We start from the raw sequence: 24,090 nt of genomic DNA on the forward strand, positions 1-24,090 counted from the left end.
CTCAACGTTCAGAGGCCTGTCTCGGCTTCGATGTCTTTTCGTGATTTACGTTCGCGTTCCGTTGCGGATTTGAGCTGGCCGCAGGCAGCCATGATATCTTCTCCGCGTGGTGTACGAATTGGACTGGCATATCCGGCTTTGTAAATGATGTCGGCAAAGCGTTCGATGCGGGTCCAGTCGCTGCGTTCATGTGGCGCACCGGGCCATTCGTTGAAGGGGATGAGATTGATCTTGGCAGGAATGCCTTTGATCAGTTGCACCAGGCGGCGGGCATCTTCGTCGCTGTCGTTGACGTCCTTGAGCATGACATACTCAAATGTGATGCGTTCGGAATTGCTGGCCTTTGGATAGGCGCGCAGGGCATCAAGAAGCGCTTCAATGTTCCACTTCTTGTTGATCGGCACCAGCTTGTTGCGCACTTCATCTGTTGTGGCGTGGAAGGACACGGCGAGCATGCAGCCGATTTCTTCGGCGGTCTTTGCGATCTCCGGGACAATTCCAGAAGTTGACAGCGTGATCCGGCGGTGGGAAAGAGCTATGCCTTCGCCATCCATGGCGATCTTCATCGCGTCGCGCACATTGTCGAAATTGTAGAGCGGCTCACCCATGCCCATAAGAACAATGTTGGACAAAAGGCGTGGGCCGTCCGTGCCGGAGCCGACACCGGGTTGCGGCCATTCGCCAAGATCATCGCGCGCGAGCATAACCTGCCCAATGATTTCTCCAGCAGTCAGGTTTCGGACGAGCTTTTGCGTGCCGGTATGGCAGAAAGAACAGGTGAGTGTGCAGCCGACCTGGGAAGAGATGCAAAGCGTGCCGCGGTCTTCCTCCGGGATGTAGACAGTTTCAACCTCATGCCCGCCGGCGATGCGCACAAGATACTTGCGGGTGCCATCTGCGCTGACCTGTTTGTCGACAATCTCAGGAATGGCGATGGTGAAGGTATCGGCCAGTTCAGCGCGGTACGCCTTGGAGAGGTTTGTCATGGCGTGAAAATCGCGCACACCCCATTGGTATATCCACTGCCAGATCTGGTTCACGCGCATCTTGGCCTGCCTTTCCGGCGTGCCGTGGGCGATGAGTGTATCGCGGAGCCTGTCGCGGGTGAGACCGACAAGGTTCACAGGCCCCTCGGGCAGCTTGCGGGGGATGGTCAGGACATCCTGAGTGATTGGGGCTGTGTCAGTCATGGGTTTGCGCGTTCCGGGTCAGATGCACCCGTATATAGGAGCGTCGAAGGGAATCCAAAGGGTTCATTAAAGGTCTTCTGGCGGTGTGGCCTGCCGGATCCCATTAAGCGAACATTTGTCATTGATCTGATGCGGTCTTCGGCAGATAGAGAGATGTGCGCTGACTTTGCGCTCGTGCGTCGGTTGCTTAGGTCATGATGCTTCCGTCCACTACGTGGCTTTCATTCATGGCTCACGTGCCTGTTGCGGGCCTTGTCTGAGGATGTCATGCTTCCTTCTTCCAGCGGTCATCATAGCGCAACCCGCGCTATTGATCCTTTGCCATTGCGTCTGATCAAACGCGCTGTCCTGATCCTGTTTGGCCCGCTCTATTTCCTTTTTGTCGCCTTCGTTCCTTTGATCTGCGCGCAGCGCAAAGGGTTTCGGGGCTGGTATTGGCGGTTGGTGAAACGATCCTGTTCCCGGCTGTTGTGGCTTTTGAGCATTCGGGCCGAGATGCGTCCTGAAGAGAAGGCTGCACTTGCTGCTGATACTGACAGCATCATTGTCGTCAATCACCGCAGTCATCTTGATGGGTTCACGTTGATGCATGTTGTACCCGATGCCAAATGGTTCACGTTCGCCGCAAAGTCAGAGTTTTGGAACAGCAGGTTGCTGCGCACTGGTTTCGATGGAGCGGGTCTTGTTCCCATAAACCGAGAGTCCGGTTCATTGGCTATGCAAACACTGACGAATGCCGTCAAAGGCATGGCCGCCCGCCGTTCCGTTGTCCTCTTTCCCGAAGGCACACGCGCCAAAACGCGGTCGTTGGGGGAATTCAAAGCGGGTGCTATTCTTGTCGCTCGAGAAACCGGTCGAACGATCACCCCGATCATCATCCATGATAGTGATCAGTTGCTTCCCCGTGGCAAATACCTGCCGCGGAGTGGGAAAATCCGCGTGCAGGCTTTGCCAACTTTTGTGTGTGATCTGACCGTCAGCGTAGACCAGGACTTGGCACGACTGCGCGCATTGATGATGGCCGCTTTTGAGCAGTGACACCTCTCTCAATCTGAAGGGCAAAGAACGATTTCAGCTGACGGCGGAGGTCATCTGAGAGACCCGTGCGTGCTCTCAACTTCAACTCATCGCCGATCACCCAATTTCGCCACCTTTTCATGGCAAGGGCATGTCACCAAGTGGTCGTTGACCATGCCAACGGCCTGCATAAAGGCATATACGATTGTGGGGCCGCAAAACTTGAAGCCACGTTTCTTCAAATCTTTCGAAATTGCGCGGGAGATTTCTGTTTCGGTGGGCACCTCTTCAAGTGTGCGCCACTGGTTCTGCAAAGGTGTACCACCCATGTAGGTCCACAGATATGTATCAAAGCCCGTCTCCGCCTCAATCTCTTGCCAGACACGGGCGTTTGAAAGGGTCGCCTCGATCTTGCCGCGGTGGCGGATGATGCCTGCATCTTGCAACAGATGCGTGACCTCGGCTTCACCCCAAGTGGCCAGGATATTTGGGTCAAACCCTTGAAATGCAGCACGAAAGTTGTCGCGTTTCTTGAGGATCGTGATCCAGCTCAGCCCGGCCTGAAACCCGTCGAGGATAAGCTTTTCCCAAAGCGCGCGGCTGTCATATTCGGGCACGCCCCATTCAGTGTCATGATAGGCCTCATAGATGGGGTCCATGCCCACCCAACCGCAGCGATCTGACATGGTGTCTCCAAACATTCCTTGAAGTGCACACTATGACTCAAATTATGCATTTAACAATTCCTTAGCCGCCAATGCGCAAGGTGTGCCGGAGTGGAATTGGGGTCGTCGTTGCGGAGACTGGTATGGGTAAGAAAATTTGGGCAAATATTCCGGCGGGGCACGATAGCCCTATGGCCTATGCGATTTCATCGCGTGACCAGTCGGTTATTCGCATGGTGGATGAGGCTGTGCGGCACAAGCAAGTGACGCTGGCGTACCAGTCAATCGTCCCGGCCGGGGATCAGGCGCGGCCGGCCTTTTACGAAGGTCTGATCCGGGTGCTTGACCCCACCGGGCGGATCATTCCCGCGCGGGACTTCATAGGGTCCATCGAGGCGACGGAAACCGGGCGGATCATTGATTGTCTGGCTTTGGAAAAAGGGCTGGCCTGCCTCAGGCGGTTTCCCAGTCTTCGACTGGCGATTAACATGTCGGCGCGCTCCATCGGCTATCCCCGTTGGATGCGGTCGCTCAAACGCGGGATTGCCAAAGATCCGACAGTTGCAGAGCGTCTCATTTTGGAAATCACCGAAAGCTCGGCAATGCTCATTCCGGAGCTTGTGGTCAGTTTCATGTCCGACCTGCAACGCAAAGGCATCAGTTTTGCGCTCGATGATTTCGGAGGGGGCTATACGTCTTTCCGATATCTGAGGGATTTCTATTTCGATATTCTGAAAGTAGATGGCCAATTCATTCGCGGTATTGCGGATGATCCGGACAATCAGGTTCTTACACGCGCGCTTTTGTCCATTGCCGAGCAGTTTGACCTGGTGACCGTGGCGGAAAGTGTCGAGAACCCGCGCGATGCGGTGTATCTTAGCCATATGGGATTTGACTGTCTTCAGGGCTACTACTTTGGGGCGCCCACAATTCATGCGCCGTGGGAAGAAGTTCGGCAAGAGCGCGCCGCTTCGGCCTGACCTGTGACACTACGTACATTGCCGCGCTGCGGCGCCTGCGGTAAACCCCGTCGCGAGAGGCGGGGAATCCGGTACGCTACCGTTTGTTGCTGCAAGGTCTTCCTCGAAATGTGAAACCTAAATTCGTGGAGGACAACATGACAAATGTCGTCATCGCATCCGCGGCTCGGACCGCCGTGGGTTCTTTTTCCGGCTCATTCGCCAATACTCCTGCTCATGATCTGGGGGCTGCCGTTCTGGAAGCTGTCGTCGAGCGGGCTGGCGTGGAAAAGTCGGATGTATCTGAAACTATCCTTGGTCAGGTTCTGACCGCCGCTCAGGGTCAAAACCCTGCGCGTCAGGCGCATGTGAACGCAGGCTTACCCGTGGAATCATCCGCTTGGGGCCTCAACCAGGTTTGTGGCTCGGGTCTTCGGGCCGTGGCACTGGGTGCACAGCATATCCAGTTGGGTGACGCGGATGTCGTCGCAGCCGGTGGTCAAGAGAACATGACCCTCAGCCCTCATGCCGCCGCGCTGCGTGCTGGACACAAAATGGGCGATATGAAATACATCGACACGATGATCCGGGACGGTCTTTGGGATGCGTTCAATGGCTACCATATGGGCCAGACCGCAGAAAACGTGGCCGACCAGTGGCAGATCACCCGCGACATGCAGGATGAGTTTGCCGTGGCGTCGCAGAACAAAGCAGAAGCGGCTCAAAAGGCCGGCAAGTTTGCGGATGAAATCGTGCCGTTCACGGTGAAGACCCGCAAAGGTGATATTGTGGTAGACAGCGATGAATACATCCGCCACGGCGCAAACATTGAGGCGATGGCCAAGATGCGCCCGGCCTTTACAAAGGATGGTTCGGTGACAGCGGCCAATGCGTCGGGCCTGAATGACGGTGCAGCTGCTGTGCTATTGATGAGCGCTGACAATGCCGAGAAGCGCGGCATCGAGCCTTTGGCACGGATCGCATCTTATGCGACAGCGGGTCTTGATCCATCGATCATGGGTGTTGGGCCAATTCATGCCAGCCGCAAAGCCTTGGACAAAGCGGGCTGGAGCGTGGCTGACCTTGATCTGGTTGAAGCGAATGAGGCCTTCGCCGCCCAAGCCTGTGCCGTAAACAAGGACATGGGTTGGGATCCGTCGATTGTGAACGTGAACGGTGGCGCGATTGCCATTGGCCACCCAATTGGCGCCTCAGGCTGTCGTGTTCTGAACACGCTTCTCTTTGAGATGAAGCGCCGCGATGCCAAAAAAGGTCTGGCCACGCTCTGCATCGGCGGTGGCATGGGCGTTGCGCTCTGCGTTGAGCGCCCCTGATCCAAATCAATGACATCCCATCCGGGTCGAGATAGCTCGGCCCGGATCACATATTTTCGGAGGAAGAAACATGTCCCGAACTGCACTCGTCACAGGCGGAAGCCGTGGTATCGGTGAAGCCATTTCAAAACAACTGAAGTCGGAAGGCTACAACGTCGCCGCCACTTACGCCGGCAATGATGAAAAGGCCGCTGCCTTTACGGCTGAAACCGGTATCAAGACGTACAAATGGAACGTCGCCGACTATGACGCCAGCCAGGCCGGAATTGCTCAAATCGAAGCTGATCTTGGCCCGATCGACACCGTTGTGGCCAATGCGGGCATCACCCGCGACGCCCCATTCCACCGCATGAGCCCTGAGCAGTGGAAAGAGGTGATCGACACCAATCTCACAGGCGTGTTCAACACGGTTCACCCTGTTTGGCCAGGTATGCGAGAGCGCAAGTTTGGCCGCGTGATCGTGATCAGCTCGATCAACGGCCAAAAAGGTCAGTTCGGTCAGGTCAACTATGCGGCCACGAAAGCGGGCGATCTGGGTATCGTGAAATCGCTGGCGCAGGAAGGTGCGCGTGCGGGCATCACTGCCAACGCGATTTGCCCGGGCTACATCGCGACCGAAATGGTTATGGCGATTGATGAGAGCATTCGCGAGAAGATCATTGCAGGCATTCCAGCTGGCCGTCTTGGCACACCCGAAGAAATCGCGCGCTGCGTGAGCTTCCTCGCGTCGGAAGACTCGGGCTTTATCAACGGCTCGACTATTTCGGCCAATGGTGCGCAGTTCTTCGTTTAAGACAGCGACATTCAAAAATTGAAGGGCCGGTCACTGCGACCGGCCCTTTGCTTTTCCGCTGACTTGCAACGATCACGCGGAAGGCGTTTTGTGCATCAGGCGAGCAAAGAAGTTGCCGATAACCTGGCTGCGTTCATGATGGGCGGCGCGGTAGGCGTCACGGAGGCGGGCGTTTGATGTGATCTCGATCATGGCGGGTGATCCTTCTGTTTAACTTGTCTGATGTGAATATGCGCCTTCGAAATGAAGCTTACAAACGAGACTTTTCATTGCTTCAGTTAAGTATTATTTAACTGACATGAGTGATCGATTGCCTCCTTTGACCGCGTTGCGCGCCTTTGATGCTGCCGCGCGACATATGTCTTTTCAAAAAGCCGCGGATGAATTGAGTGTGACGCCTGCAGCGCTGTCGTTCCAAATCAAGTCGCTGGAACAGCATCTGGGGGCGCCGTTGTTCCGCCGGCTCAATCGGGCGGTCGCGCTGACGGAAGCAGGAGAAACACTGGCACCTGGGTGTCGGGACGGGTTCACATCACTCGTGGCAGCCTGGACGGCGACGCGACGGTTGCAGGACGTGTCCAGCCTGACGGTGACGGCGGGGCCGGGGTTTACTTCTAAGTGGTTGGCACCACGTCTTTTCGAGTTTGCACAGGCGCATCCCGAAATCGAGTTACGGTTTGCTGCGTCGCTCAAGGCCATGGATTTTGACCGAGACCAGGTCGACGTGGCTATTCGGTTTGGCTATGGGCCGGATACGGATGTGTGGTCCTTGCCCTTGGCCGAAGAATGGGTGACGCCGGTTATGACGCCGACGCTCGCGACACAATTCCCCACACCTGAGAGTTTGAGAGATGCGGTTCTGATTGTGGATCAGAGCATTGATTTTCTTGATCCGTCACCCACATGGGCCAACTGGTTTCGCAGTGTTGGCGTGGATCCGATAGAGGCGCATGGCCCACGGTTTTCACAGACCGACCATGCGGTGGATGCGGCGCTGGCTGGGGTTGGCGTGACCCTTGGGCGGCGGGCACTGGTGATCAAGGACCTGATGGATGGCCGTTTGGTGGCCCCTTACAAAGTGGCCCTCAGTACCGGCGCGCGCTTTCGGTTTCTGTGCCGCAAAGGGTCAGAAGACAAACCTCAGATAAAAGCGTTTCGGGATTGGATGCTTGCCGAGATAGACAAAGGGCGACCCAGTTCGGATCAGATGAAAATTCTACCACTACCCTCGGAGTAAACCCCAGGGCTATGTTCAGTTTCTGAAGGTGAGTTCGAGGTCTAGGACGAAAGCCTCTCAATTTCCTCTTTAAGTCGAAGCTTTTGTTTCTTCATATCCGCGATTTCAAAGTCGTTGGAACCTGGGGCACGCTGTGCGGCTTCTACCTGTTCCGAGAGATTCTGATGTTTTCTTTTCAGCTCGTCGACATGCGAATTCAAAGACATAAATGCCTCTCCTCTCATTTTCTGTAAGCGCGAATCTGAGTGCATCACAAAAGATGATTCCTGTCACGCTGCGCGCGCATAGTGATTTGCTGGAACATCTTAACAAAGCGTGAATTTTAAGCTGGAAAGTTTAGCGCACCGGCATCGCGCAAAATACAAACTGTTGCTTGAGTGTAGTTTTCCGCGTCAGCCAAATGTTTGTCACCTTCGTGCAATATCCACGGTTGATGAAGTCGAAACTCAGCGTTTCCATTTTTGCGACCGCGCAAAAGGATCAGCTTGGCTGCCCGCCCCGAACGCGGGGCCAGAGGTAGAGCTTCCAGACTGCCCAAGTGCGTTCGAAAGGCGCTTAGCAGGTCTGGCAGGCGTTCGGTTCGGTTAATAAAGGTAACAGTGCCCTTGGGGCAGGTACGTTTGGCTGCAGTGGCGACCCAATCGGATAAGGGCGCGGAGCCTGCCAGAGCGACCTCACGGCCTATATCGTCAGCAGCGGTGCGCCTTGCCTGATCAAAGTAGGGCGGGTTGGCAATGACATGGCTGAACTGTTTGTCCTTGATTTCGGTCGGTGGAGCGGCGATGTCACCCAAGATCACGGTCATGTCGATGCCATTTTCCGCCGCGTTCTGCGTTGCGAGTTCAGCATATTGCGCCTGCAATTCAAGGCCGGTCAGAGCGATCCCAGGTACGCGGCGCGCCAGGCACAACCCTGCGACACCTGCCCCACATCCAAGGTCAAGAATGCTGTCACCGGGTTGTGCCGGGACACTGGCGGCCAGAAGCACGGGATCTATCCCGGCGCGGTACCCTTGGTGAGGTTGCAGAATTTGAAGCCCACCGCCCAGAAATGCATCTCGGCTGAGGTCTGCGTCGGACTCACTTTGGGTCATCAAGCTCTATGCCGTTGTCGAGTAGCGTGCGGCGCGCGAGGGTGTAGTCGCCATCGGCAACCATCAAGCGCCGCGGGAAAATTCCGATACCACCTTCCAGGACGCTCATGTTTACGTCCATTTCAAAGCAGTTTATATCCTCGCCTTGAAGCAGAGCTTTGGCAAAGGCAATGATCGTCGGATCGGTGGTGCTGAGCAGGTGTTTCATGTTCTGGGGATGTAAGGGCTGCTCGCTGTGATGTCGAGCCGGGCGATGGGAGTAACATGGGATTGGATCATATTGCGACCAAGCCGCATGAAGCGCTGGCTGATCATCTGTCAGGAAAACTAGGTGATGTGAATACTCTGATCCGTGAGCGCATGGCGTCACGTCATGCACCGCGTATTCCCGAGGTCACGGCACACTTGGTTGAAGCAGGCGGCAAGCGGCTACGCCCGATGCTGACGTTGGCGACTGCGGATCTGTGTGGGTATGGCGGCGCATATGATGTGCATCTGGCGGCCACGGTTGAATTCATTCACACCGCGACCTTGCTGCATGACGATGTGGTCGATGAAAGTGCGCAGCGGCGCGGACGACCCACGGCAAATTTACTGTGGGACAACAAATCCAGCGTTTTGGTCGGGGACTATCTTTTTGCGCGGTCTTTCCAGTTAATGGTCGAGACTGGATCGCTCCGAGTGCTGGATATTCTGTCCAACGCGGCAGCGACGATTGCCGAAGGCGAGGTTCTACAGCTGAGCGCGGCGCGGGATTTGCGCACCGATGAGGCAATTTACCTGCAGGTCGTGCGCGGCAAGACGGCGGCACTCTTTTCTGCGGCAACTGAAGTGGGCGGTGTGATTGCCGAGGTTGACGAGGCGCATATCAAGGCGCTTTTTGATTATGGTGATGCGCTGGGCATAGCCTTTCAGATTGTGGATGATCTTTTGGATTATCAGGGCGATGCCAAGGCGACGGGGAAAAATGTGGGTGATGATTTCCGCGAACGGAAACTGACTCTTCCGGTGATCAAGGCTGTGGCGGCGGCGTCTGAGACGGAGCGTGCATTCTGGGAACGGACGATTGAGAAGGGCGATCAGCGAGACGGTGATCTGGAAGAGGCGCTGCGTTTGTTGCACCATCACGGAACCTTGGAGGCAACGCGTCAAGATGCGCTTGGATGGTCCGGGAAGGCGCGCGATGCGATCCTGACGCTACCAGAACACCCTGTGCGTGATATGCTAAGTGATCTGGCGGATTACGTGGTTGCGCGGATCAACTGAGCCGGGTCGAGCGGATCCACCAATTCGGATAGTTTGACTGAAGCCGCGCAGCGGCGTTTTTGGCCGTCGTGGCATCAGGATAAAGCCCGAAACATGTGGCGCCTGAGCCCGACATCCGAGAAAGCAAACAATCTTGGGTCGCGTTCAGTGCGTTCAGTGTGGCCGTCACGGCGGGCTCCACAGTAATGGCCGGAACCTCGAGATCGTTGCGCATCTGTCCAAGCCAATCGGCAAATGCGGGTGCATCAAGGTCGGCTGGAATGGTATCCGGCATAGGTGGATTGTTCGGCGTTTCGAGAATTCTAAATACCGGGCCGGTGGGCACGGCGACCATGGGGTTCACCAGCAGTGCTTCGAGCGTCGGCAAGTGATCCAACGGGATTATGTGTTCCCCGATCCCCCGCATTCGTGCTGCCTTGGCATGCATACAGACGGGAACATCGGCTCCGAGTGACAGGCCGTTGTCTTGCACCGGTGTGCCGGTTATGTTCCTTAGAACACGCAGGATCGTGCCAGCATCGGACGACCCACCCCCGATGCCAGCGGCGTTGGGCAGGTGTTTTTCAAGCTCGATCTCTGCGGTGGCCCCGATCAGATTGGCGGCTCGGATCACGAGGTTGCTGTCATCGGTGGGCACACCCTGTGAGAGCGGGCCGCTGACGCGTAGTATCGTCTTGGGGGCCGGTGTGATGCGCAGACGATCCCCCACATCGGCGAACATGACAAGCGAGTCGAGCAGGTGATAGCCATCGTCACGGCGGCCTGTGACGTGCAGTGTCAGGTTGATCTTGGCAGGCGCGAAGGCCTCAACCGTCATCGGCGACTTCAAGTGGGGGTGCGCCTTCTTCTTCGAGCACGACGTCGAGACCAACCTCAAGCTTGCGACGGATGCGATCAGGGTCGATGTCGGGCGACGGGTTTTCTTCATCCACAAATGAGAGCGCACGCTTCCATTGGAACTCGGCCTCGGTATGACGGCCCACTGCCCAGAGCACGTCACCCAAGTGGTCGTTGACCACCGGATCAACCGGCATCAGCTCGGCGGCGCGCTCCATGTGTATGATGGCTTCGTCATAGTTTCCCAGGCGGTAGAGAACCCAGCCGAGGCTATCGACAATGAAACCGCTGTCAGGCTGACGTTCAACAGCGCGCTCAATCATGCTGAGTGCCTCGTCCAACTTGATCTGCTTTTCGACCAGCGAGTAGCCGAGATAGTTGAGGACCTGCGGATGATCAGGGTTTAGTTCGAGGGCTTTGCGGAAATCGGCCTCGGCTTTCTCCCAAACTCCCAAACGTTCGTGGCTTATGGCGCGCGCGTAGTAGACGAACCACTGTTCAGTGCCACGGCCGTCATAAAGCGAGATCGCTTCGTCATAGGCGGCAACGGCGTCGTCGTAACGCTCGTTCTGACGGTAGAGATCACCTGAGGACACATGCACAAGGGGCAGCTCAGGATGCGAAACGCGAAGCTGTTCCAGAACTTCGATTGCGGCATCTGATTTCTCAGCCCGACGCAGGGACTCCGCACGTCCCATTTCGGCGGCAGTGAATGAGGGGTGATCCCGAGGCACGCTCTTGTACACTTCGGTTGCCAATTGATAGCGTTCCAGATCTTCCAAGAGTTCGGCAGCCATAAGGACGGAGTCGACGTGATCGTTATTCAGGAACTGCGCCGTGCGGGCATAAAGCAAGGTGTAGTCCCGACCCGCCTCGCTTAAAAGAATTTGTCCAAGCGAATAGAAAACCTCAGCCACCCCGTCTTGAGCCCCGGAGACAAGGCTAAAGGGAACCGGAAGGCCGGTTTCAAGCTCAGCACGCAGAGCTGCGATTTGTGGGTCAAGATTGCCGCCAAACGCTTCATCTAGGAGGGCGATCGCCTCATCGTTTCGCTCTAGCTGGCTGAGGACTTCGGCCCAGGCAATGGTGCCACGTCGCGTACGCTGTAGCGGCTCGTCTTCACCGCCGGAGAAGATTTGCTCAGCGCTTTCGAAATCGCCGACAGCAGCGAGCGCCAATGCTTTGTGGTAGTTCGCAAAGCTGCGCAGGCCGCGTTGACCCGCCACGTCATCGAACCTTGCTAAAGCTGACGCCATGTCACCACGGCCCATTTCAACCCAGGCAGCGATCAGGCCATCAGCCAGAGCGCTGACACCGCGTTGTGTCTCGATGCGTTCAAGCACCTCATCATAGCGTTCGTTTTTGACAGCATCAGCGATGAGCGCGATGAAAGCGACCTGGCTGCGCAGACCTTCCTCATCGATACGTTTGGCAACCGGAACGGCGCTTTCGATGTTGCCCAGAGCCATGAATGAAAAGACGGTGCTTTCCATGATGGCAGGATTAGAGGTGTCTTTGGTCAAGGCTTGGGTGAAATACTGCGCTGCCGTGTCGAAGTCGTGGTTAACGATCGCCTGGCGTGCGGCCAAATAGGCGCCGACATCCTCAGATGCCTGCACGGGGACGGCAAAAGCTTGAATAAACGCGGCCAGCGCGCCTGCGGTCAGCACTCTCACGGTGTGGGCTCCCTGCCTGTGATGCTCTTTGTTGGCGTGAAAGGTAGTGTTTGCTGTGCGCCAAGGCAATGAGGGCGGCCATTTCGCCGCCCCTGAAACGATAATTTTTCTGCGAACTGTCACATATTCGGGTAATTCGGCCCGTCTCCGCCCTGTGGGGTGACCCAGTTGATATTTTGGCTGGGGTCTTTGATGTCACAGGTTTTGCAATGGACGCAGTTTTGGAAGTTTATGACAAAGCGCGGGTCTTTGCCCTCTTCCTCAACAACTTCGTAAACCCCTGCGGGGCAGTAGCGTTGCGCCGGTTCCGCATATTTGGGCAGATTTACGGAAATTGGTACTGCGCCGTCTTTGAGCTGCAGATGCGCAGGCTGGCTTTCCTCGTGGTTCGTCATTGAAAAGCTGACATTGGTCAGGCGATCAAAGCTGAGCGTGCCATCGGGTTTGGGATAGTCGATGGGTTTGTGATTGGCGGCTGGCTCGGTGGCGTCCGCATCAGATTTGCCGTGACCGATGGTGCCGAAGACGGAAAAGCCCAGCGTGTTGGTCCACATGTCCAAGCCGCCCAAGGTGAGTGATGCGGTAAGACCGTATTTGGACCAGAGGGGTTTGACGTTCCGGACCTTCTTGAGATCCTTGCCGATGGCCCCTTCGCGCACTTCGGTTTCATAGGCTGACAACTCATCGCTGGCGCGGCCTGCCTCCAAAGCGGTGTGTGCGGCCTCTGCCGCGGCTTTGCCAGAGAGCATGGCGTTGTGGTTGCCCTTGATGCGCGGCACGTTGACCATGCCCACCGAACAGCCCAGGAGCGCCACGCCGGGCGCAACCATCTTGGGCATCGACTGATACCCGCCTTCGCTGATTGCGCGCGCGCCGTAAGCCACGCGTTTGCCGCCTTTGAGCAGGTCAGCCACCATTGGGTGATGCTTGAAGCGCTGGAATTCCATGTAGGGGAAAAGATGTGGGTTTTTGTAGTTTAGGTGAACCACGAAACCTACGTAAACCTGATTATTTTCAAGATGGTAGATGAAAGACCCGCCGCCGGCATTCTTTCCCAGAGGCCACCCCATTGTATGGGTGACAGAGCCTTCTTTGTGCTTGTCCGGGTCGATTTCCCAGATCTCTTTCATGCCGAGGCCAAATTTCTGCGGCTCTTTGCCCTTGGCCAGGTCGTATTTGGCAATGACCTCTTTCGAAAGCGAGCCACGCACGCCCTCGGACAGGAAAACGTATTTGCCGTGCAGCTCCATTCCCGGCTCATAGCTTGGACCCGGAGTGCCATCGGCCTCTTTGCCAAATTCACCCGCGACGACGCCTTTGACCTCGCCATTTTCGCCATAGACGATTTCTGAGCAAGCCATGCCGGGGAAAATCTCGATGCCCATCGCTTCGGCCTGTTCAGCCATCCAGCGGCAGACATTGCCCATGGACACGATGTAGTTGCCGTGATTGTTCATCAGAGGCGGCATAGGGAAGTTGGGAATGCGCATCTTGCCTGCTTCACCCAGCATGAAGAAGTTGTCTTCTTTGACCGGCGTATTGAGGGGCGCGCCTTTTTCTCTCCAATCAGGGATGAGCGCATCAAGGCCGCATGGATCAAGTACCGCACCCGACAGGATATGCGCGCCCACTTCCGAGCCTTTTTCCAAAACCACGACCTCGCGGTTCGGGTCGAGTTGTTTGAGGCGGATCGCAGCGCTTAGGCCTGCTGGTCCCGCGCCGACGATCACAACGTCGTATTCCATGGCTTCCCGTTCGACTTGCGCCATTTTTCCCACTCCATGTCAGAGCAGCCCCCAATAGGGCCGCTAAAAAGGTCGCATCTGGTTAGCGTGCCGCGTTGTCAGAGGTCAATTGGAACACGACGTTAAAACCGTCGAAATGCGCCAGTTTTCGACCATGGCACGCGGATTTCTTCCAAGCGGCCAATGAAATGTAGGTCTGCTTGCTATGTCCTATTGCATTCGGAATGAAGGTCGGGTCATTCTGTCGCGCATTGTTCACGATGCTGATTGGGGTGGCCAGGGCCGCCCACGTTGCCACGAGGGGCACAAGATAAATGGAAAAGATCCCGATGACTCAGGCCGGATTCGCGGCTTTGGAGGCAGAGTTGAAACATCTCAAGTCCGAGGAACGCCCTGCGATCATTCAGGCGATTTCAGAGGCACGTGAGCATGGCGATTTATCGGAGAATGCTGAGTACCATTCTGCAAAGGAAAAGCAGTCCTTTATTGAGGGTCGCATCAAGGAATTGGAAGGCGCGATAAGCCTGGCAGACGTAATTGACCCAACCAAGCTTTCGGGAACGATAAAGTTTGGGGCCACCGTGACTTTGGTCGATGAAGATACTGATGAGGAAAAAACCTATCAGATTGTTGGCGAATACGAGGCCAATATCGAAAAGGGTCTTTTGAACATAAAATCGCCGATTGCACGGGCTTTGATTGGCAAGGAAGAAGGTGACAGCGTAGAAGTGCGCACACCGGGCGGCGAAAAATCATATGAAGTGCTGAAGATTTCGTATCTTTAGAAAAGTTTGACCATGTCTGAACAGCAGGACACATCGACGACCCCATTGGGTATTTACAATCGTCCACAGACCGAGCGCATCACATCTATCGAGGTGATTGCGCTAGCTTTGACGATTGTGTGGCTGCTGGGCACGGCGGTGTTCTTTTTCCTGCTCGAACCGCTGAGTACCCCGCCGCAAGGCGGCGGTGGCATGCACCTGTTGTTCTTGCTCTTGGGGATATTTTTGCCCGTCGCGATGATATGGGTTGCGGCGACTGCGGCCCGGTCGAACAAACTGATGCGCGAGGAAAGTCAGCGGCTACAGACTGCGATTGATGCAATCCGTCAGGCTTATGTGGCGCAAAATCAATCCAGTAGTGTGGTCACGCAACCTTCTGTGGCGCGCAAGCTTGATGAGATTGCAGCGTCTCAGCGAAAGGCTGAGACTGTGTTGGCGACGTTTACTTCAACGCGCCAGCCCTCGCCGGCACCCAAACCAAAACCCGAGCCCGAAGCAACCACAGAAGGCCAGGTGGCATTGCCATTAGGCACTTCTGCCGAAGATATCGAGCCGCCGCTAGCCACTGATGATTTCATCAAAGCGATGAACTTTCCTGAAGATGCAGAGGATAAAGCAGGTTTCGCTGCCTTGCGACGGGCGTTGAAGAATCGCAAGACCTCCAAGCTTGTGCAGGCGTCGCAGGACGTTCTGACGCTGTTGTCACAAGATGGTATTTACATGGATGATCTGCGACCGGATATGGCACGCACCGAGATCTGGCGCCGCTTTGGAGCTGGGGAACGGGGACGTGCGATTGCGCCCTTGGGTGGCATTCGGGATCGGTCGTCGCTTGCTCTGGCAGCAGCTCGGATGAAGCAGGACACTATTTTCCGGGATTCAGCGCATCATTTCTTGCGCCTGTTCGATCGCACAATCTGTGAGTTTACAGAAACCGCAACGGATGCCGAAATTGCCGAGCTATCGGATACACGAACGGCGCGGGCCTTTATGCTTTTGGGCCGTGTGGCTGGTACTTTTGACTGATACAACAGTTATTTAGAGATCTCATTCATCATTCGGTTGCCCGATCATGTGGATCAGTTCAATATGACCCCTGGACAGGGAGACGACAGTAATGCGGAAATTCTTGGTAGTGCTGGATGACAGCCGCGAGTGCCTCAACGCCATGCGCTTTGCCGCATTGCGGGCCGCGCATACTGGAGCAGGGGTCGAAATTTTGGCTGTGATTCCACCAGAAGAGTTCAATCACTGGATTGGTGTGGGTGACATCATGCGCGAAGAGGCGCGGGAAAGGATCCATGCGCATTTCGAAGTTTTTGCGAAATGGATGCGCGACAAACAAGGGATTGACCCGGAACTGGTGATCCGAGAGGGCGACCCGATGACTGAAATCTTGTCGCAAGTGCAGGCTGATCCGGAAATTGGTGTTTTGGTTCTTGGGGCAGGGACAGACAAGAAAGGCCCTGGGCCGCTGGTTTCTTATCTGACGAAGAACTCGGGCAACTTGCCGATCCCGGTGACGATTGTTCCGGGTGACCTGAGCAAGGAACGGTTGGAAACGATCACCTGAGATTTCCAATTTAGAATCGTTCCAAACCTTGACTCTGCGGGTGTAGCTGCTCATATCCTGAATAACCCCAGCGAAAGGCCGGACCTATGTTTATTCAGACTGAATCAACCCCCAATCCCGCAACGTTGAAATTCCTGCCAGGCCAAGCTGTGCTTGAGGCTGGAACCGCTGATTTTCCGAACCAAGAGGCTGCCGAGAAATCACCTCTGGCGGCGCGCGTGTTTGGAGTTGAGGGCGTCACAGGCGTCTTTCTGGGTAATGATTTTGTGACCGTGACCAAAGCCGAAGATGTCGAGTGGGACCATGTGAAACCTGCCATTCTCGGTGCGATTATGGAGCATTTCCAGTCGGGCCAACCTGTGATCATCGGTGAGGCGGCTGCCTCGGGTCACGCGGATCATGATGGCGAAGATGCCGAGATCGTGGGTCAGATCAAGGAGCTTCTGGATACGCGCGTGCGCCCGGCAGTGGCACAAGATGGTGGTGACATCACGTTTCACGGGTTTGAGCGTGGCGTTGTGTATTTGCATATGCAAGGGGCATGTGCAGGGTGCCCATCGTCAACAATCACCCTGAAAATGGGGATTGAGAACCTGCTGCGGCACTACATTCCTGAAGTGACCGAGGTGCGCCCCGTCGGTCTTTGATATCCATGAATGAACAGCCGGTGATTCTGGGCTTTGACACATCAGGGCCTTGGTGCGGAGCTTTGCTTTTGCAGGGCGACGAAGTTCTGGCTGATTTCTACGAGGACATGCCGAAAGGTCAGGCTGAAGCGCTTCTTCCTGTTTTGGAGGGGTGTCTTGAACGCGGTGGCGCGACTTGGAGCGATCTTTCTGCGATTGGTGTGGGTGTTGGGCCAGGGAATTTTACGGGTATACGTATCTCTGTTGCTGCCGCGCGTGGGCTCGCATTGTCGCTTGGCGTGCCTGCGGTGGGCGTCGATTTGCTGGACGCGCTGGCTTTGGGGGCAGAGGGCCCAATGATCAGCAGCCTTACCGCGCCGCGCGAGCATGTTTATGTTGCCGGGTTTGGCACCCATGCCAATATTGCAAAGCAAATGATTGCGCTCGTGGATGTTCCTGCGGACTGGGCTGAACCGGGTCTTAAGTGCGTTGGAACTGGCGCCGTGGCTTTAGCTGCGACTCTGCGCGTCGATGCCGCGCTAGCCAAATATGCACCAGGGTCTGCCGTGGCGCGGATTGCGGCACAGCGTTGGCAATCTGAGACAGCGCGAGCCACTCCTCTTTACCTCAAACCTCCCGATGCTGCGCCATCGCGAGATACAGCGCCTGTGATGCTGGATCATGGCACCTGAGGACCTGGCGGCCTTGCACCAACGCGCATTTGAAGGGCAGGGCCGGGCGTGGAGTGTCGGCGAGTTTTTTGATCTTTTGCAAAATGACAAAATATTGCTTGTCGGGGACAATGACGCCTTTGCGCTGGGACGCGTAGTGGCAGATGAGGCTGAGCTTTTGACGCTTGTCTGCGATCCACGATGCCGCCGCCAAGGTCTGGCACATGACCGGCTCCAGCGGCTTGAGCTAGATGCCAAAGAGAGCGGCGCGCTGCGGATTTTCCTGGAGGTAGCGTCCGACAATATTGCGGCGATACAGCTCTACCAAAAGGCGCACTACGCCGAGATTGGTCGTCGCAAAGCGTATTATGGCACGCCAAACGGTCGCGTGGACGCGATTGTCATGGAAAAGTGTTTGTGCTGATAACCCTAGATGGCGGTGCTGTGTCCTGCACGGCTTAGATCATAGGCATCAAAGCTGCGCGCGATCATGCGCGTCAGAGACCGTGCCTCAGGAGGCACAAAGAGCCCGTCACCTCGCACATCCAATATGCCTTCAAACTCATCTGAGGTTTTTTTGAACATATCTTGGACGCGCTTGCGTGAGACATCAAAGTTGGCGCAGATTTCGTCGGTCGAAATGTGGAAATCACACATGACAGCCTCGATCAGACGCGCACGCATAAGATCTTCGCCCTTAAAGCAATGTCCACGGCTTGTTGCGAAATTGCCTGCCCGGATCGCTTTGGTGTAGGCGCCGGTCGCAGAGGCGTTTTGTGCGTAACCTTGGGGGAACCTAGAAATTGCCGAAGCTCCAAGCCCAACCAACGCTTCAGCCGTGTCGTCCGTGTAGCCCTGGAAGTTGCGGCGCAGGCGACCGTCGGCTTTGGCCGTGCTTAGGCCGTCTTCGGGTGCTGCGAAATGGTCTATGCCTATTTCCTGGTATCCGTCCCAGGCAAAGAGCCTGCGGGCAGTTTCGAAAAGCTCAAGCCGCTCTTCGGGTGTCGGCATGGCATCAGATGGGATCAATTGCTGCCGCTTGGCCATCCAGGGCACATGTGCATAGCCGTAGAGTGCGACACGATCAGGCGAGAGCGACAAGAGTTTCTGCACGCTCTCGGTGATGCGTTTGCGATTCTGATGCGGAAGACCGTAAAGAATATCGGTGTTCAGGCTTTTGATGCCACGCGCGCGTATGGCTTCGACAGTGTCGCGCGTGATCTCATAGCTTTGCAGCCTGCCAATGGTTTGTTGGATGATTGGGTCAAAATCCTGCACGCCAATGGACGCGCGATTCATACCGGCGGCGGCCAAGGCATCAAGGCGCGCCTCGTCAATCTCATTGGGGTCGATTTCGACAGAGAATTCCGTGTCTGAACCAAAAGGAATTGTCTCGCGAATTTTGCCGGCCAGTTCGGTCATCATTGGTGCGGATAACAGGGTGGGCGTTCCACCTCCCCAATGCAGGCGCGACAAAGAGATGCCTTCCGGCAGGGCCTCTTTCAGCAGATCGAGTTCGGCTTTCAGAACTTTGAGATAGGCAATGACCGGGGCATCGTTCTGCGTGCCCTGTGTGCGGCAGGCACAGAACCAGCAGAGCCGACGACAGAATGGGATGTGCAGGTAAAGCGAGATGGCGCTGCCTTTGGGCAGTGTCTCGATCCACGTGCGGAAATGGCCATCCTGCACATCTTCCGAGAAGTGCGGAGAGGTCGGATAGCTTGTGTACCGCGGCAATTTGGCGTCGAACAAGCCGAGCCGTGCCAGTTGTTTTTTCTCAATCATATGGGATAAGCTAAGTCAGGGTGTTTGTTTTAACTTTGATCTCGATCAAGCTCGAGGCTTTGGAGGCGTATGCTTAACGACCTGAAAAACCCCGCGCCGCGGGATTGTGGGGATTGTCCTATTCGCCACCGGGCCGTGTGCGCCCGCTGCGAAGCGGACGAATTGGAGAAACTTGACCAGATCAAGTATTACCGAAGCTTTGAAGCGGGTCGCACCGTTATCTGGGCCGGGGATCAGATGGACTTCGTTGGCTCGGTTGTGACGGGCATTGCCACTCTGACGCAAACCATGGAGGACGGGCGCACGCAGATGGTGGGGCTTCTTTTGCCCAGCGATTTTGTTGGTCGCCCTGGTCGAGAGACAGCCGCCTATGATGTGGTTGCAGTGTCCGACATGGTCATGTGCTGTTTTCGCAAGGGACCTTTCGAAGACATGATCGCAAAAACACCGCATATAGCGCAACGACTTCTCGAAATGACACTGGATGAGTTGGATGCGGCGCGTGAATGGATGCTTCTGCTCGGTCGCAAAACCGCGCGCGAAAAAATCGCGTCTTTCCTGTCGATTTTAGCGCGCCGCAATGCCACGCTCAATTTAGGACAAGCAGGTGGAGCAATGTCCTTTGAGCTGCCTTTGACCCGTGAAGCGATGGCGGATTACCTCGGCTTAACGCTTGAGACAGTGAGCCGTCAGATTTCGGCCCTCAAGAAGGACGGTGTCATCGAATTGCAGGGTAAGCGATTGGTAAACGTGCCTGATTTCGATCGGTTACTGGATGAAGCCGGGGATGACAGCGACGGCGGCATGTTGAGCTAGGCTGCTTTTTCACAACAATGTGAATGGGATAAGCACTCTGATTGCGCCACTGTGTGCTATTCGAACCCCATAGTCGATTTGTAAATGCCGGAATAAATATTGTGAAAAAGAAGGCCAAACGCGGTCAGCCTGCCAAATCCAAGAAGAACAAATCTAGCGCGCAGCAAATGCCTGCGGCTCCGGACAGGCGTAGATTTCTCAATAAGATGGCGTGGATTGGCGGTGGCATTGTTGTTCTGGGTGGCGCAACCTTGTTCGGGGCGCGTTCGGTTCGGGCCAAAGTGGCCGAACGCGATTTGACGCGTTTGGGCCAGGGAGTGCCTACAGTTGTGCAGGTCCATGACCCGCAATGTCCGATCTGCAACGCATTGCAAAGTCAGACGCGCCAAGCCCTCAAGGGATTTGGCCAAGACGAGTTGCAATATCTTGTGGCAGATATCAAAACCCAAGAAGGACAATCATTTGCCGGGCGCTTTGGCGTGCCGCATGTGACCCTGTTGTTGTTTGACGGCGAGGGCAATTTGGTCGAAACCTTGCAAGGTGTGCGCCAAGCCTCAGAATTGCGTCCGTCCTTCGAAAGGCTGGCCCAGTAGAAGACGCCCCTACCGTGCCATCAGGATGGGCACCGGTGCGCGTTCCAGCATGCCGCGTGTCGCACCGCCAAAGACAGCTTCGCGAAACCGGGAATGCCCATATGCGCCCATGACGATCAGGTCAGCCTGAGTGTCGAGCGCGTGACGAGACAACACGTCCGATACGCGGGGCATGTTCTTTGACAATACATCAATATCGACCTTGATGCCGTGCCGCGCAAGATATTGCGAGAGCAGCCCACCAGGATCAGACCTATCCGGACCGTGATCAGGCGGGTCGATCATGACAACAGTGACTTTTTCCGCTTCTTTGAGGATGTCCAAACTTGCGCGGATTGCTTTTAATGCTTCTGGGCTTTCGTTCCAGGCTACTAAGATATGCCTTTGGTGCGTGGCCATGGGCGCGCCGTCTGGCAAGATCAAAGTCGGTGCATGTGCGTCAAACATAACAGATTCTGTTAAAGGCTCGGCTTCGGGTCCGCGGCTGGCACCGTAGGGCGATGGCAGTATCGCCAGATCCGAAAATCGCGCCTTGGACGAAACCAGGTGTCCCATGTCGACCAATTGGGCCATGCCCTGACTACATGACCAACTTATGTCTGTCTGGGTGTTTAAGACTTCGCGCACAGCACCTTCGATCTCAACGGCCTCTTGCTGACAAGACTCCAGCCGGTCGGACAGTGCAATAGCCGTACCACCAGCAAAGAAGAAGTCAGAACTGAAGCGGTTCACGCCAAGGCAGAGAACGTCGAGATGAGCCTGATGCGCGGCGGCAAGGGCGGCAGCATGAGTGAGCGTGGGTTTCACAAATGATGTGTTGGAGAACGCGCAAAACAGATTTTTCCAGGCCATCTATAGTTCTCTCCGTTAAGCGTCGCGCTGGTGTATTTTAAGCAAGGCCCGTCACACGTCTTTGATGTCAATCAAACGCGGCACTTTCCTTCGAAGGCTTTGAGAATCTTGACTCAGATCAAGGTAGGTCCCCGGCCTTCTGTACATAAGCAGGCATGTCTGAAAGTGCCTGCACGTGTGCTCAGCTCGTGCAGAGAAGCGACAAAGGGACAAGAAAATGCTGAACTATATCAAGCTTATAGCGTTGGGGCTCATCACCTTTTTCGCGTTGATTGCGGCAAACTACGCCCGCGATCTGGCCTATCTGGTCAACGCTTTGACAATTGCACTCGTGGCGGGCGGATTATTCGTCTGGGTGCTGCGCAACACCGATGAGCCTGCCGATACGCGGGATTATTCTAATGAATACATGGATGGCGTGATCCGCGCTGGGGTCATCGCAACGGCACTTTGGGGTGTCGTTGGATTTCTGGCTGGAACATTCATTGCTTTCCAATTGGCCTTTCCGGCGCTCAACTTTGAATGGGCGCAAGGATACATGAACTTTGGACGTCTCAGACCGCTGCATACCAGTGCGGTGATCTTTGCTTTTGGGGGCAATGCCCTAATTGCGACGTCCTTCTATGTGGTTCAGCGCACTTCGGCGGCCCGTCTCTGGGGCGGCAATCTTGCCTGGTTCGTGTTCTGGGGCTTTCAGCTTGTGATCGTCCTAGCGGCTGCAGGCTACGTGCTTGGGGCGACACAGGGTAAGGAATACGCAGAACCTGAATGGTATGTCGATTGGTGGCTGACCATTGTCTGGGTGGCCTATCTGGCGGTCTTCGTCGGCACGCTGGTGAAACGCAAGGAGCCGCACATCTATGTCGCAAACTGGTTCTATCTAAGCTTCATCATCACGGTCGCCATGCTGCACCTGATCAACAACCTGTCGATCCCGGTCTCTATCTGGGGCTCGAAGTCGGTTCAGCTTTTCAGTGGTGTGCAGGATGCCATGACACAGTGGTGGTACGGCCACAACGCGGTGGGTTTCTTCCTGACCGCCGGGTTCCTGGCGATGATGTACTATTTTGTGCCAAAGCAGGCTGGTCGCCCGGTCTACAGCTACAAACTGTCGATCATCCATTTCTGGGCGCTGATCTTCCTCTATATCTGGGCGGGTCCGCACCACTTGCACTACACCGCTCTGCCGGACTGGGCCTCGACCCTTGGCATGGTGTTTTCGGTGATCTTGTGGATGCCCAGCTGGGGCGGCATGATCAACGGTCTGATGACGCTCTCGGGCGCCTGGGACAAGCTGCGCACTGATCCGGTGATCCGGATGATGGTGATCAGCCTTGGCTTCTATGGCATGTCGACTTTTGAAGGACCGATGATGTCGATCCGCGCGGTCAACAGCCTGTCGCACTACACCGACTGGACCATTGGGCACGTACATTCCGGCGCGCTGGGTTGGAACGGCATGATCACCTTTGGCTGCCTCTACTTTCTGGTGCCGAAGCTGTGGAACAAGGAACGGCTCTATAGCCTCAGTCTTGTAAGCTGGCACTTCTGGCTCGCTACGATTGGCATCATCCTCTACGCCGCATCCATGTGGGTGACCGGCATCATGGAGGGCCTGATGTGGCGTGAAGTGGATGCCAACGGCTTCCTGGTGAACTCTTTCGCGGACACCGTTTCTGCCAAACTGCCGATGTATGTCGTGCGCGGTCTTGGCGGGGTGATGTTCCTGAGCGGCGCAATCATCATGTGCTACAACCTTTTCATGACCGTTCGTCGGAGCCCGGCTGTTGAAGCCGATAACTCCGCGGTCCCGGCCGAATAAGAGGAGGGACAGATAATGGGAATTCTCGACAAACATACAGTTCTTGAAAAGAACGTAACCCTGTTGGCAATCTTTGCCTTCCTCGTGGTGACCATCGGGGGCATCGTGCAAATCGCACCGCTCTTCTGGCTGGAAAACACGATCGAAGAGGTTGAGGGCATGCGCCCCTATACACCTCTCGAGTTGGCCGGGCGTGACATCTACATCCGCGAAGGATGTTATGTCTGCCATAGCCAGATGATCCGCCCAATGCGGGACGAGGTCGAACGCTATGGGCACTACAGCCTCGCGGCAGAAAGCAAGTATGATCACCCGTTCCAATGGGGATCGAAGCGTACCGGTCCGGATTTGGCGCGCGTGGGCGGGCGGTATTCGGATGCCTGGCATCTGGACCACCTGCGTGATCCGCAATCTGTGGTGCCAGAGTCGGTCATGCCAAAATACGGCTACCTCGAAGACCGCCTGATCGATGGTGAATACGTCGGTGATTTGCTGAAGACGCATCGTTTCGTGGGTGTTCCTTACACCGACGAGATGATCGAAAACGCCCAGGCTGACTTCCTGGTTCAGGCGAACCCTGATGAGGATTTTGACGGGCTTTTGGAGCGCTATGGCGAGACGGTTCAAGTGCGTAACTTTGATGATGCTCCGGGCATCAGCGAGGCTGATGCGCTGATCGCCTATCTGCAAATGCTGGGCACGTTGGTTGATTTCTCGACCTTCACACCCGTGGCCAGCCGGTAAAGGAAAAGACG

At 55.8% G+C, this 24,090-nt stretch carries 26 protein-coding genes; 16 read left to right on the forward strand and 10 right to left on the reverse strand.

The window, feature by feature from the left end:
- Positions 1-8: 8 nt before the first annotated feature.
- A complete protein-coding gene (gene rlmN / locus RZS32_RS09865; protein ID WP_339106605.1) occupies positions 9-1,190 on the reverse strand; it encodes a 23S rRNA (adenine(2503)-C(2))-methyltransferase RlmN in 1,182 nt (393 codons plus the stop codon).
- A 267-nt stretch (positions 1,191-1,457) separates the two neighbouring features.
- Here rlmN and RZS32_RS09870 point away from each other — a divergent pair, with 267 nt between their 5' ends.
- Positions 1,458-2,228 carry a lysophospholipid acyltransferase family protein gene (locus RZS32_RS09870; protein ID WP_317056811.1) on the forward strand — a complete coding sequence of 257 codons (771 nt, stop codon included), beginning with the start codon at positions 1,458-1,460 and terminating at the stop codon, positions 2,226-2,228.
- Between the two features lie 86 nt (positions 2,229-2,314).
- Here the strand turns inward: RZS32_RS09870 and RZS32_RS09875 are convergent, their stop codons facing one another.
- On the reverse strand, positions 2,315-2,893 hold the full coding sequence (locus RZS32_RS09875) for a DNA-3-methyladenine glycosylase I (protein ID WP_317056812.1): 579 nt from the start codon (positions 2,891-2,893) through the stop codon (positions 2,315-2,317).
- 122 nt (positions 2,894-3,015) lie between these two features.
- Between RZS32_RS09875 and RZS32_RS09880 the strand changes: the two genes are divergently transcribed.
- The 4 genes from RZS32_RS09880 (at position 3,016) to RZS32_RS09895 (ending at position 7,195) form a co-directional block, all read left to right on the forward strand.
- Positions 3,016-3,852, forward strand: a complete 837-nt coding sequence (locus RZS32_RS09880) for an EAL domain-containing protein (RefSeq protein WP_317056813.1) — start codon at positions 3,016-3,018, stop codon at positions 3,850-3,852.
- A 137-nt stretch (positions 3,853-3,989) separates the two neighbouring features.
- Positions 3,990-5,165, forward strand: coding sequence for an acetyl-CoA C-acetyltransferase (locus tag RZS32_RS09885; protein ID WP_317056814.1), 1,176 nt, complete (start codon positions 3,990-3,992; stop codon positions 5,163-5,165).
- A 70-nt stretch (positions 5,166-5,235) separates the two neighbouring features.
- On the forward strand, positions 5,236-5,958 hold the full coding sequence (gene phbB / locus RZS32_RS09890; protein ID WP_317056815.1) for an acetoacetyl-CoA reductase: 723 nt from the start codon (positions 5,236-5,238) through the stop codon (positions 5,956-5,958).
- A 298-nt stretch (positions 5,959-6,256) separates the two neighbouring features.
- Positions 6,257-7,195, forward strand: a complete 939-nt coding sequence (locus RZS32_RS09895; protein ID WP_317056816.1) for a transcriptional regulator GcvA — start codon at positions 6,257-6,259, stop codon at positions 7,193-7,195.
- A gap of 41 nt (positions 7,196-7,236) precedes the next feature.
- Here RZS32_RS09895 and RZS32_RS09900 read toward each other — a convergent pair whose 3' ends face one another.
- From RZS32_RS09900 to RZS32_RS09910, 3 genes are all read right to left on the reverse strand, one after another.
- Positions 7,237-7,401 (reverse strand): YdcH family protein, encoded by a 165-nt coding sequence (locus RZS32_RS09900; protein ID WP_317056817.1) that lies wholly within the window; start codon positions 7,399-7,401, stop codon positions 7,237-7,239.
- Between the two features lie 116 nt (positions 7,402-7,517).
- Positions 7,518-8,288, reverse strand: coding sequence for a tRNA1(Val) (adenine(37)-N6)-methyltransferase (locus tag RZS32_RS09905; RefSeq protein WP_317056818.1), 771 nt, complete (start codon positions 8,286-8,288; stop codon positions 7,518-7,520).
- Positions 8,275-8,496, reverse strand: a complete 222-nt coding sequence (locus RZS32_RS09910) for a DUF2007 domain-containing protein (RefSeq protein ID WP_317056819.1) — start codon at positions 8,494-8,496, stop codon at positions 8,275-8,277. Before RZS32_RS09910 ends, RZS32_RS09905 begins: the two co-directional genes overlap by 14 nt.
- Positions 8,497-8,552: 56 nt before the next feature.
- Here RZS32_RS09910 and RZS32_RS09915 point away from each other — a divergent pair, with 56 nt between their 5' ends.
- Positions 8,553-9,554, forward strand: coding sequence for a polyprenyl synthetase family protein (locus tag RZS32_RS09915; RefSeq protein WP_317056820.1), 1,002 nt, complete (start codon positions 8,553-8,555; stop codon positions 9,552-9,554).
- Here the strand turns inward: RZS32_RS09915 and RZS32_RS09920 are convergent.
- The 3 genes from RZS32_RS09920 to RZS32_RS09930 form a co-directional block, all read right to left on the reverse strand.
- Entirely contained in the window at positions 9,547-10,383 is an 837-nt protein-coding gene (locus RZS32_RS09920; protein WP_339106606.1) for a 4-(cytidine 5'-diphospho)-2-C-methyl-D-erythritol kinase, read from the reverse strand. The genes RZS32_RS09915 and RZS32_RS09920 overlap by 8 nt on opposite strands.
- Complete coding sequence (locus RZS32_RS09925) at positions 10,361-12,067, reverse strand: tetratricopeptide repeat protein (RefSeq protein WP_317056822.1); 1,707 nt, start codon at positions 12,065-12,067, stop codon at positions 10,361-10,363. Before RZS32_RS09925 ends, RZS32_RS09920 begins: the two co-directional genes overlap by 23 nt.
- A 119-nt stretch (positions 12,068-12,186) precedes the next feature.
- Complete coding sequence (locus RZS32_RS09930; RefSeq protein ID WP_317056823.1) at positions 12,187-13,836, reverse strand: electron transfer flavoprotein-ubiquinone oxidoreductase; 1,650 nt, start codon at positions 13,834-13,836, stop codon at positions 12,187-12,189.
- 290 nt (positions 13,837-14,126) lie between these two features.
- On the opposite strand from RZS32_RS09930, the gene greA reads away from it, so the two are divergent.
- The 6 genes from greA to RZS32_RS09960 all read left to right on the forward strand — a co-directional run bounded on the left by greA (position 14,127) and on the right by RZS32_RS09960 (position 17,891).
- Positions 14,127-14,597, forward strand: a complete 471-nt coding sequence (greA, locus tag RZS32_RS09935) for a transcription elongation factor GreA (RefSeq protein ID WP_317056825.1) — start codon at positions 14,127-14,129, stop codon at positions 14,595-14,597.
- Positions 14,598-14,609: 12 nt separating this feature from the next.
- Positions 14,610-15,623, forward strand: coding sequence for a hypothetical protein (locus RZS32_RS09940; RefSeq protein ID WP_317056826.1), 1,014 nt, complete (start codon positions 14,610-14,612; stop codon positions 15,621-15,623).
- Positions 15,624-15,714: 91 nt separating this feature from the next.
- Entirely contained in the window at positions 15,715-16,170 is a 456-nt protein-coding gene (locus tag RZS32_RS09945; protein ID WP_317056827.1) for a universal stress protein, read from the forward strand.
- A gap of 86 nt (positions 16,171-16,256) precedes the next feature.
- Positions 16,257-16,817, forward strand: coding sequence for a NifU family protein (locus RZS32_RS09950; RefSeq protein ID WP_317056828.1), 561 nt, complete (start codon positions 16,257-16,259; stop codon positions 16,815-16,817).
- A gap of 5 nt (positions 16,818-16,822) precedes the next feature.
- Positions 16,823-17,488, forward strand: coding sequence for a tRNA (adenosine(37)-N6)-threonylcarbamoyltransferase complex dimerization subunit type 1 TsaB (gene tsaB / locus RZS32_RS09955; protein ID WP_317056829.1), 666 nt, complete (start codon positions 16,823-16,825; stop codon positions 17,486-17,488).
- Positions 17,478-17,891 (forward strand): GNAT family N-acetyltransferase, encoded by a 414-nt coding sequence (locus tag RZS32_RS09960; RefSeq protein WP_317056830.1) that lies wholly within the window; start codon positions 17,478-17,480, stop codon positions 17,889-17,891. Before tsaB ends, RZS32_RS09960 begins: the two co-directional genes overlap by 11 nt.
- Before the next feature lie 5 nt (positions 17,892-17,896).
- Here the strand turns inward: RZS32_RS09960 and hemN are convergent, their stop codons facing one another.
- Positions 17,897-19,252: an oxygen-independent coproporphyrinogen III oxidase gene (hemN, locus tag RZS32_RS09965; RefSeq protein ID WP_317056831.1), complete on the reverse strand. Its 1,356-nt coding sequence runs from the start codon at positions 19,250-19,252 to the stop codon at positions 17,897-17,899.
- A gap of 69 nt (positions 19,253-19,321) precedes the next feature.
- Between hemN and fnrL the strand changes: the two genes are divergently transcribed.
- Positions 19,322-20,068, forward strand: coding sequence for a transcriptional regulator FnrL (gene fnrL / locus RZS32_RS09970; RefSeq protein ID WP_317056832.1), 747 nt, complete (start codon positions 19,322-19,324; stop codon positions 20,066-20,068).
- A 101-nt stretch (positions 20,069-20,169) separates the two neighbouring features.
- Entirely contained in the window at positions 20,170-20,661 is a 492-nt protein-coding gene (locus RZS32_RS09975) for a hypothetical protein (RefSeq protein ID WP_339106607.1), read from the forward strand.
- Between the two features lie 9 nt (positions 20,662-20,670).
- On the opposite strand, the gene RZS32_RS09980 is transcribed toward RZS32_RS09975, so the two are convergent.
- Positions 20,671-21,513 (reverse strand): universal stress protein, encoded by an 843-nt coding sequence (locus tag RZS32_RS09980; RefSeq protein WP_317056834.1) that lies wholly within the window; start codon positions 21,511-21,513, stop codon positions 20,671-20,673.
- 217 nt (positions 21,514-21,730) lie between these two features.
- Between RZS32_RS09980 and ccoN the strand changes: the two genes are divergently transcribed.
- Entirely contained in the window at positions 21,731-23,335 is a 1,605-nt protein-coding gene (ccoN, locus tag RZS32_RS09985) for a cytochrome-c oxidase, cbb3-type subunit I (RefSeq protein ID WP_317056835.1), read from the forward strand.
- Between the two features lie 15 nt (positions 23,336-23,350).
- Entirely contained in the window at positions 23,351-24,079 is a 729-nt protein-coding gene (ccoO, locus tag RZS32_RS09990) for a cytochrome-c oxidase, cbb3-type subunit II (protein ID WP_317056836.1), read from the forward strand.
- The last annotated feature ends 11 nt before the right edge of the window (positions 24,080-24,090 follow it).

It is taken from the genome of Roseovarius sp. W115 (genome assembly GCF_032842945.2).
GTDB lineage: Bacteria > Pseudomonadota > Alphaproteobacteria > Rhodobacterales > Rhodobacteraceae > Roseovarius > Roseovarius rhodophyticola.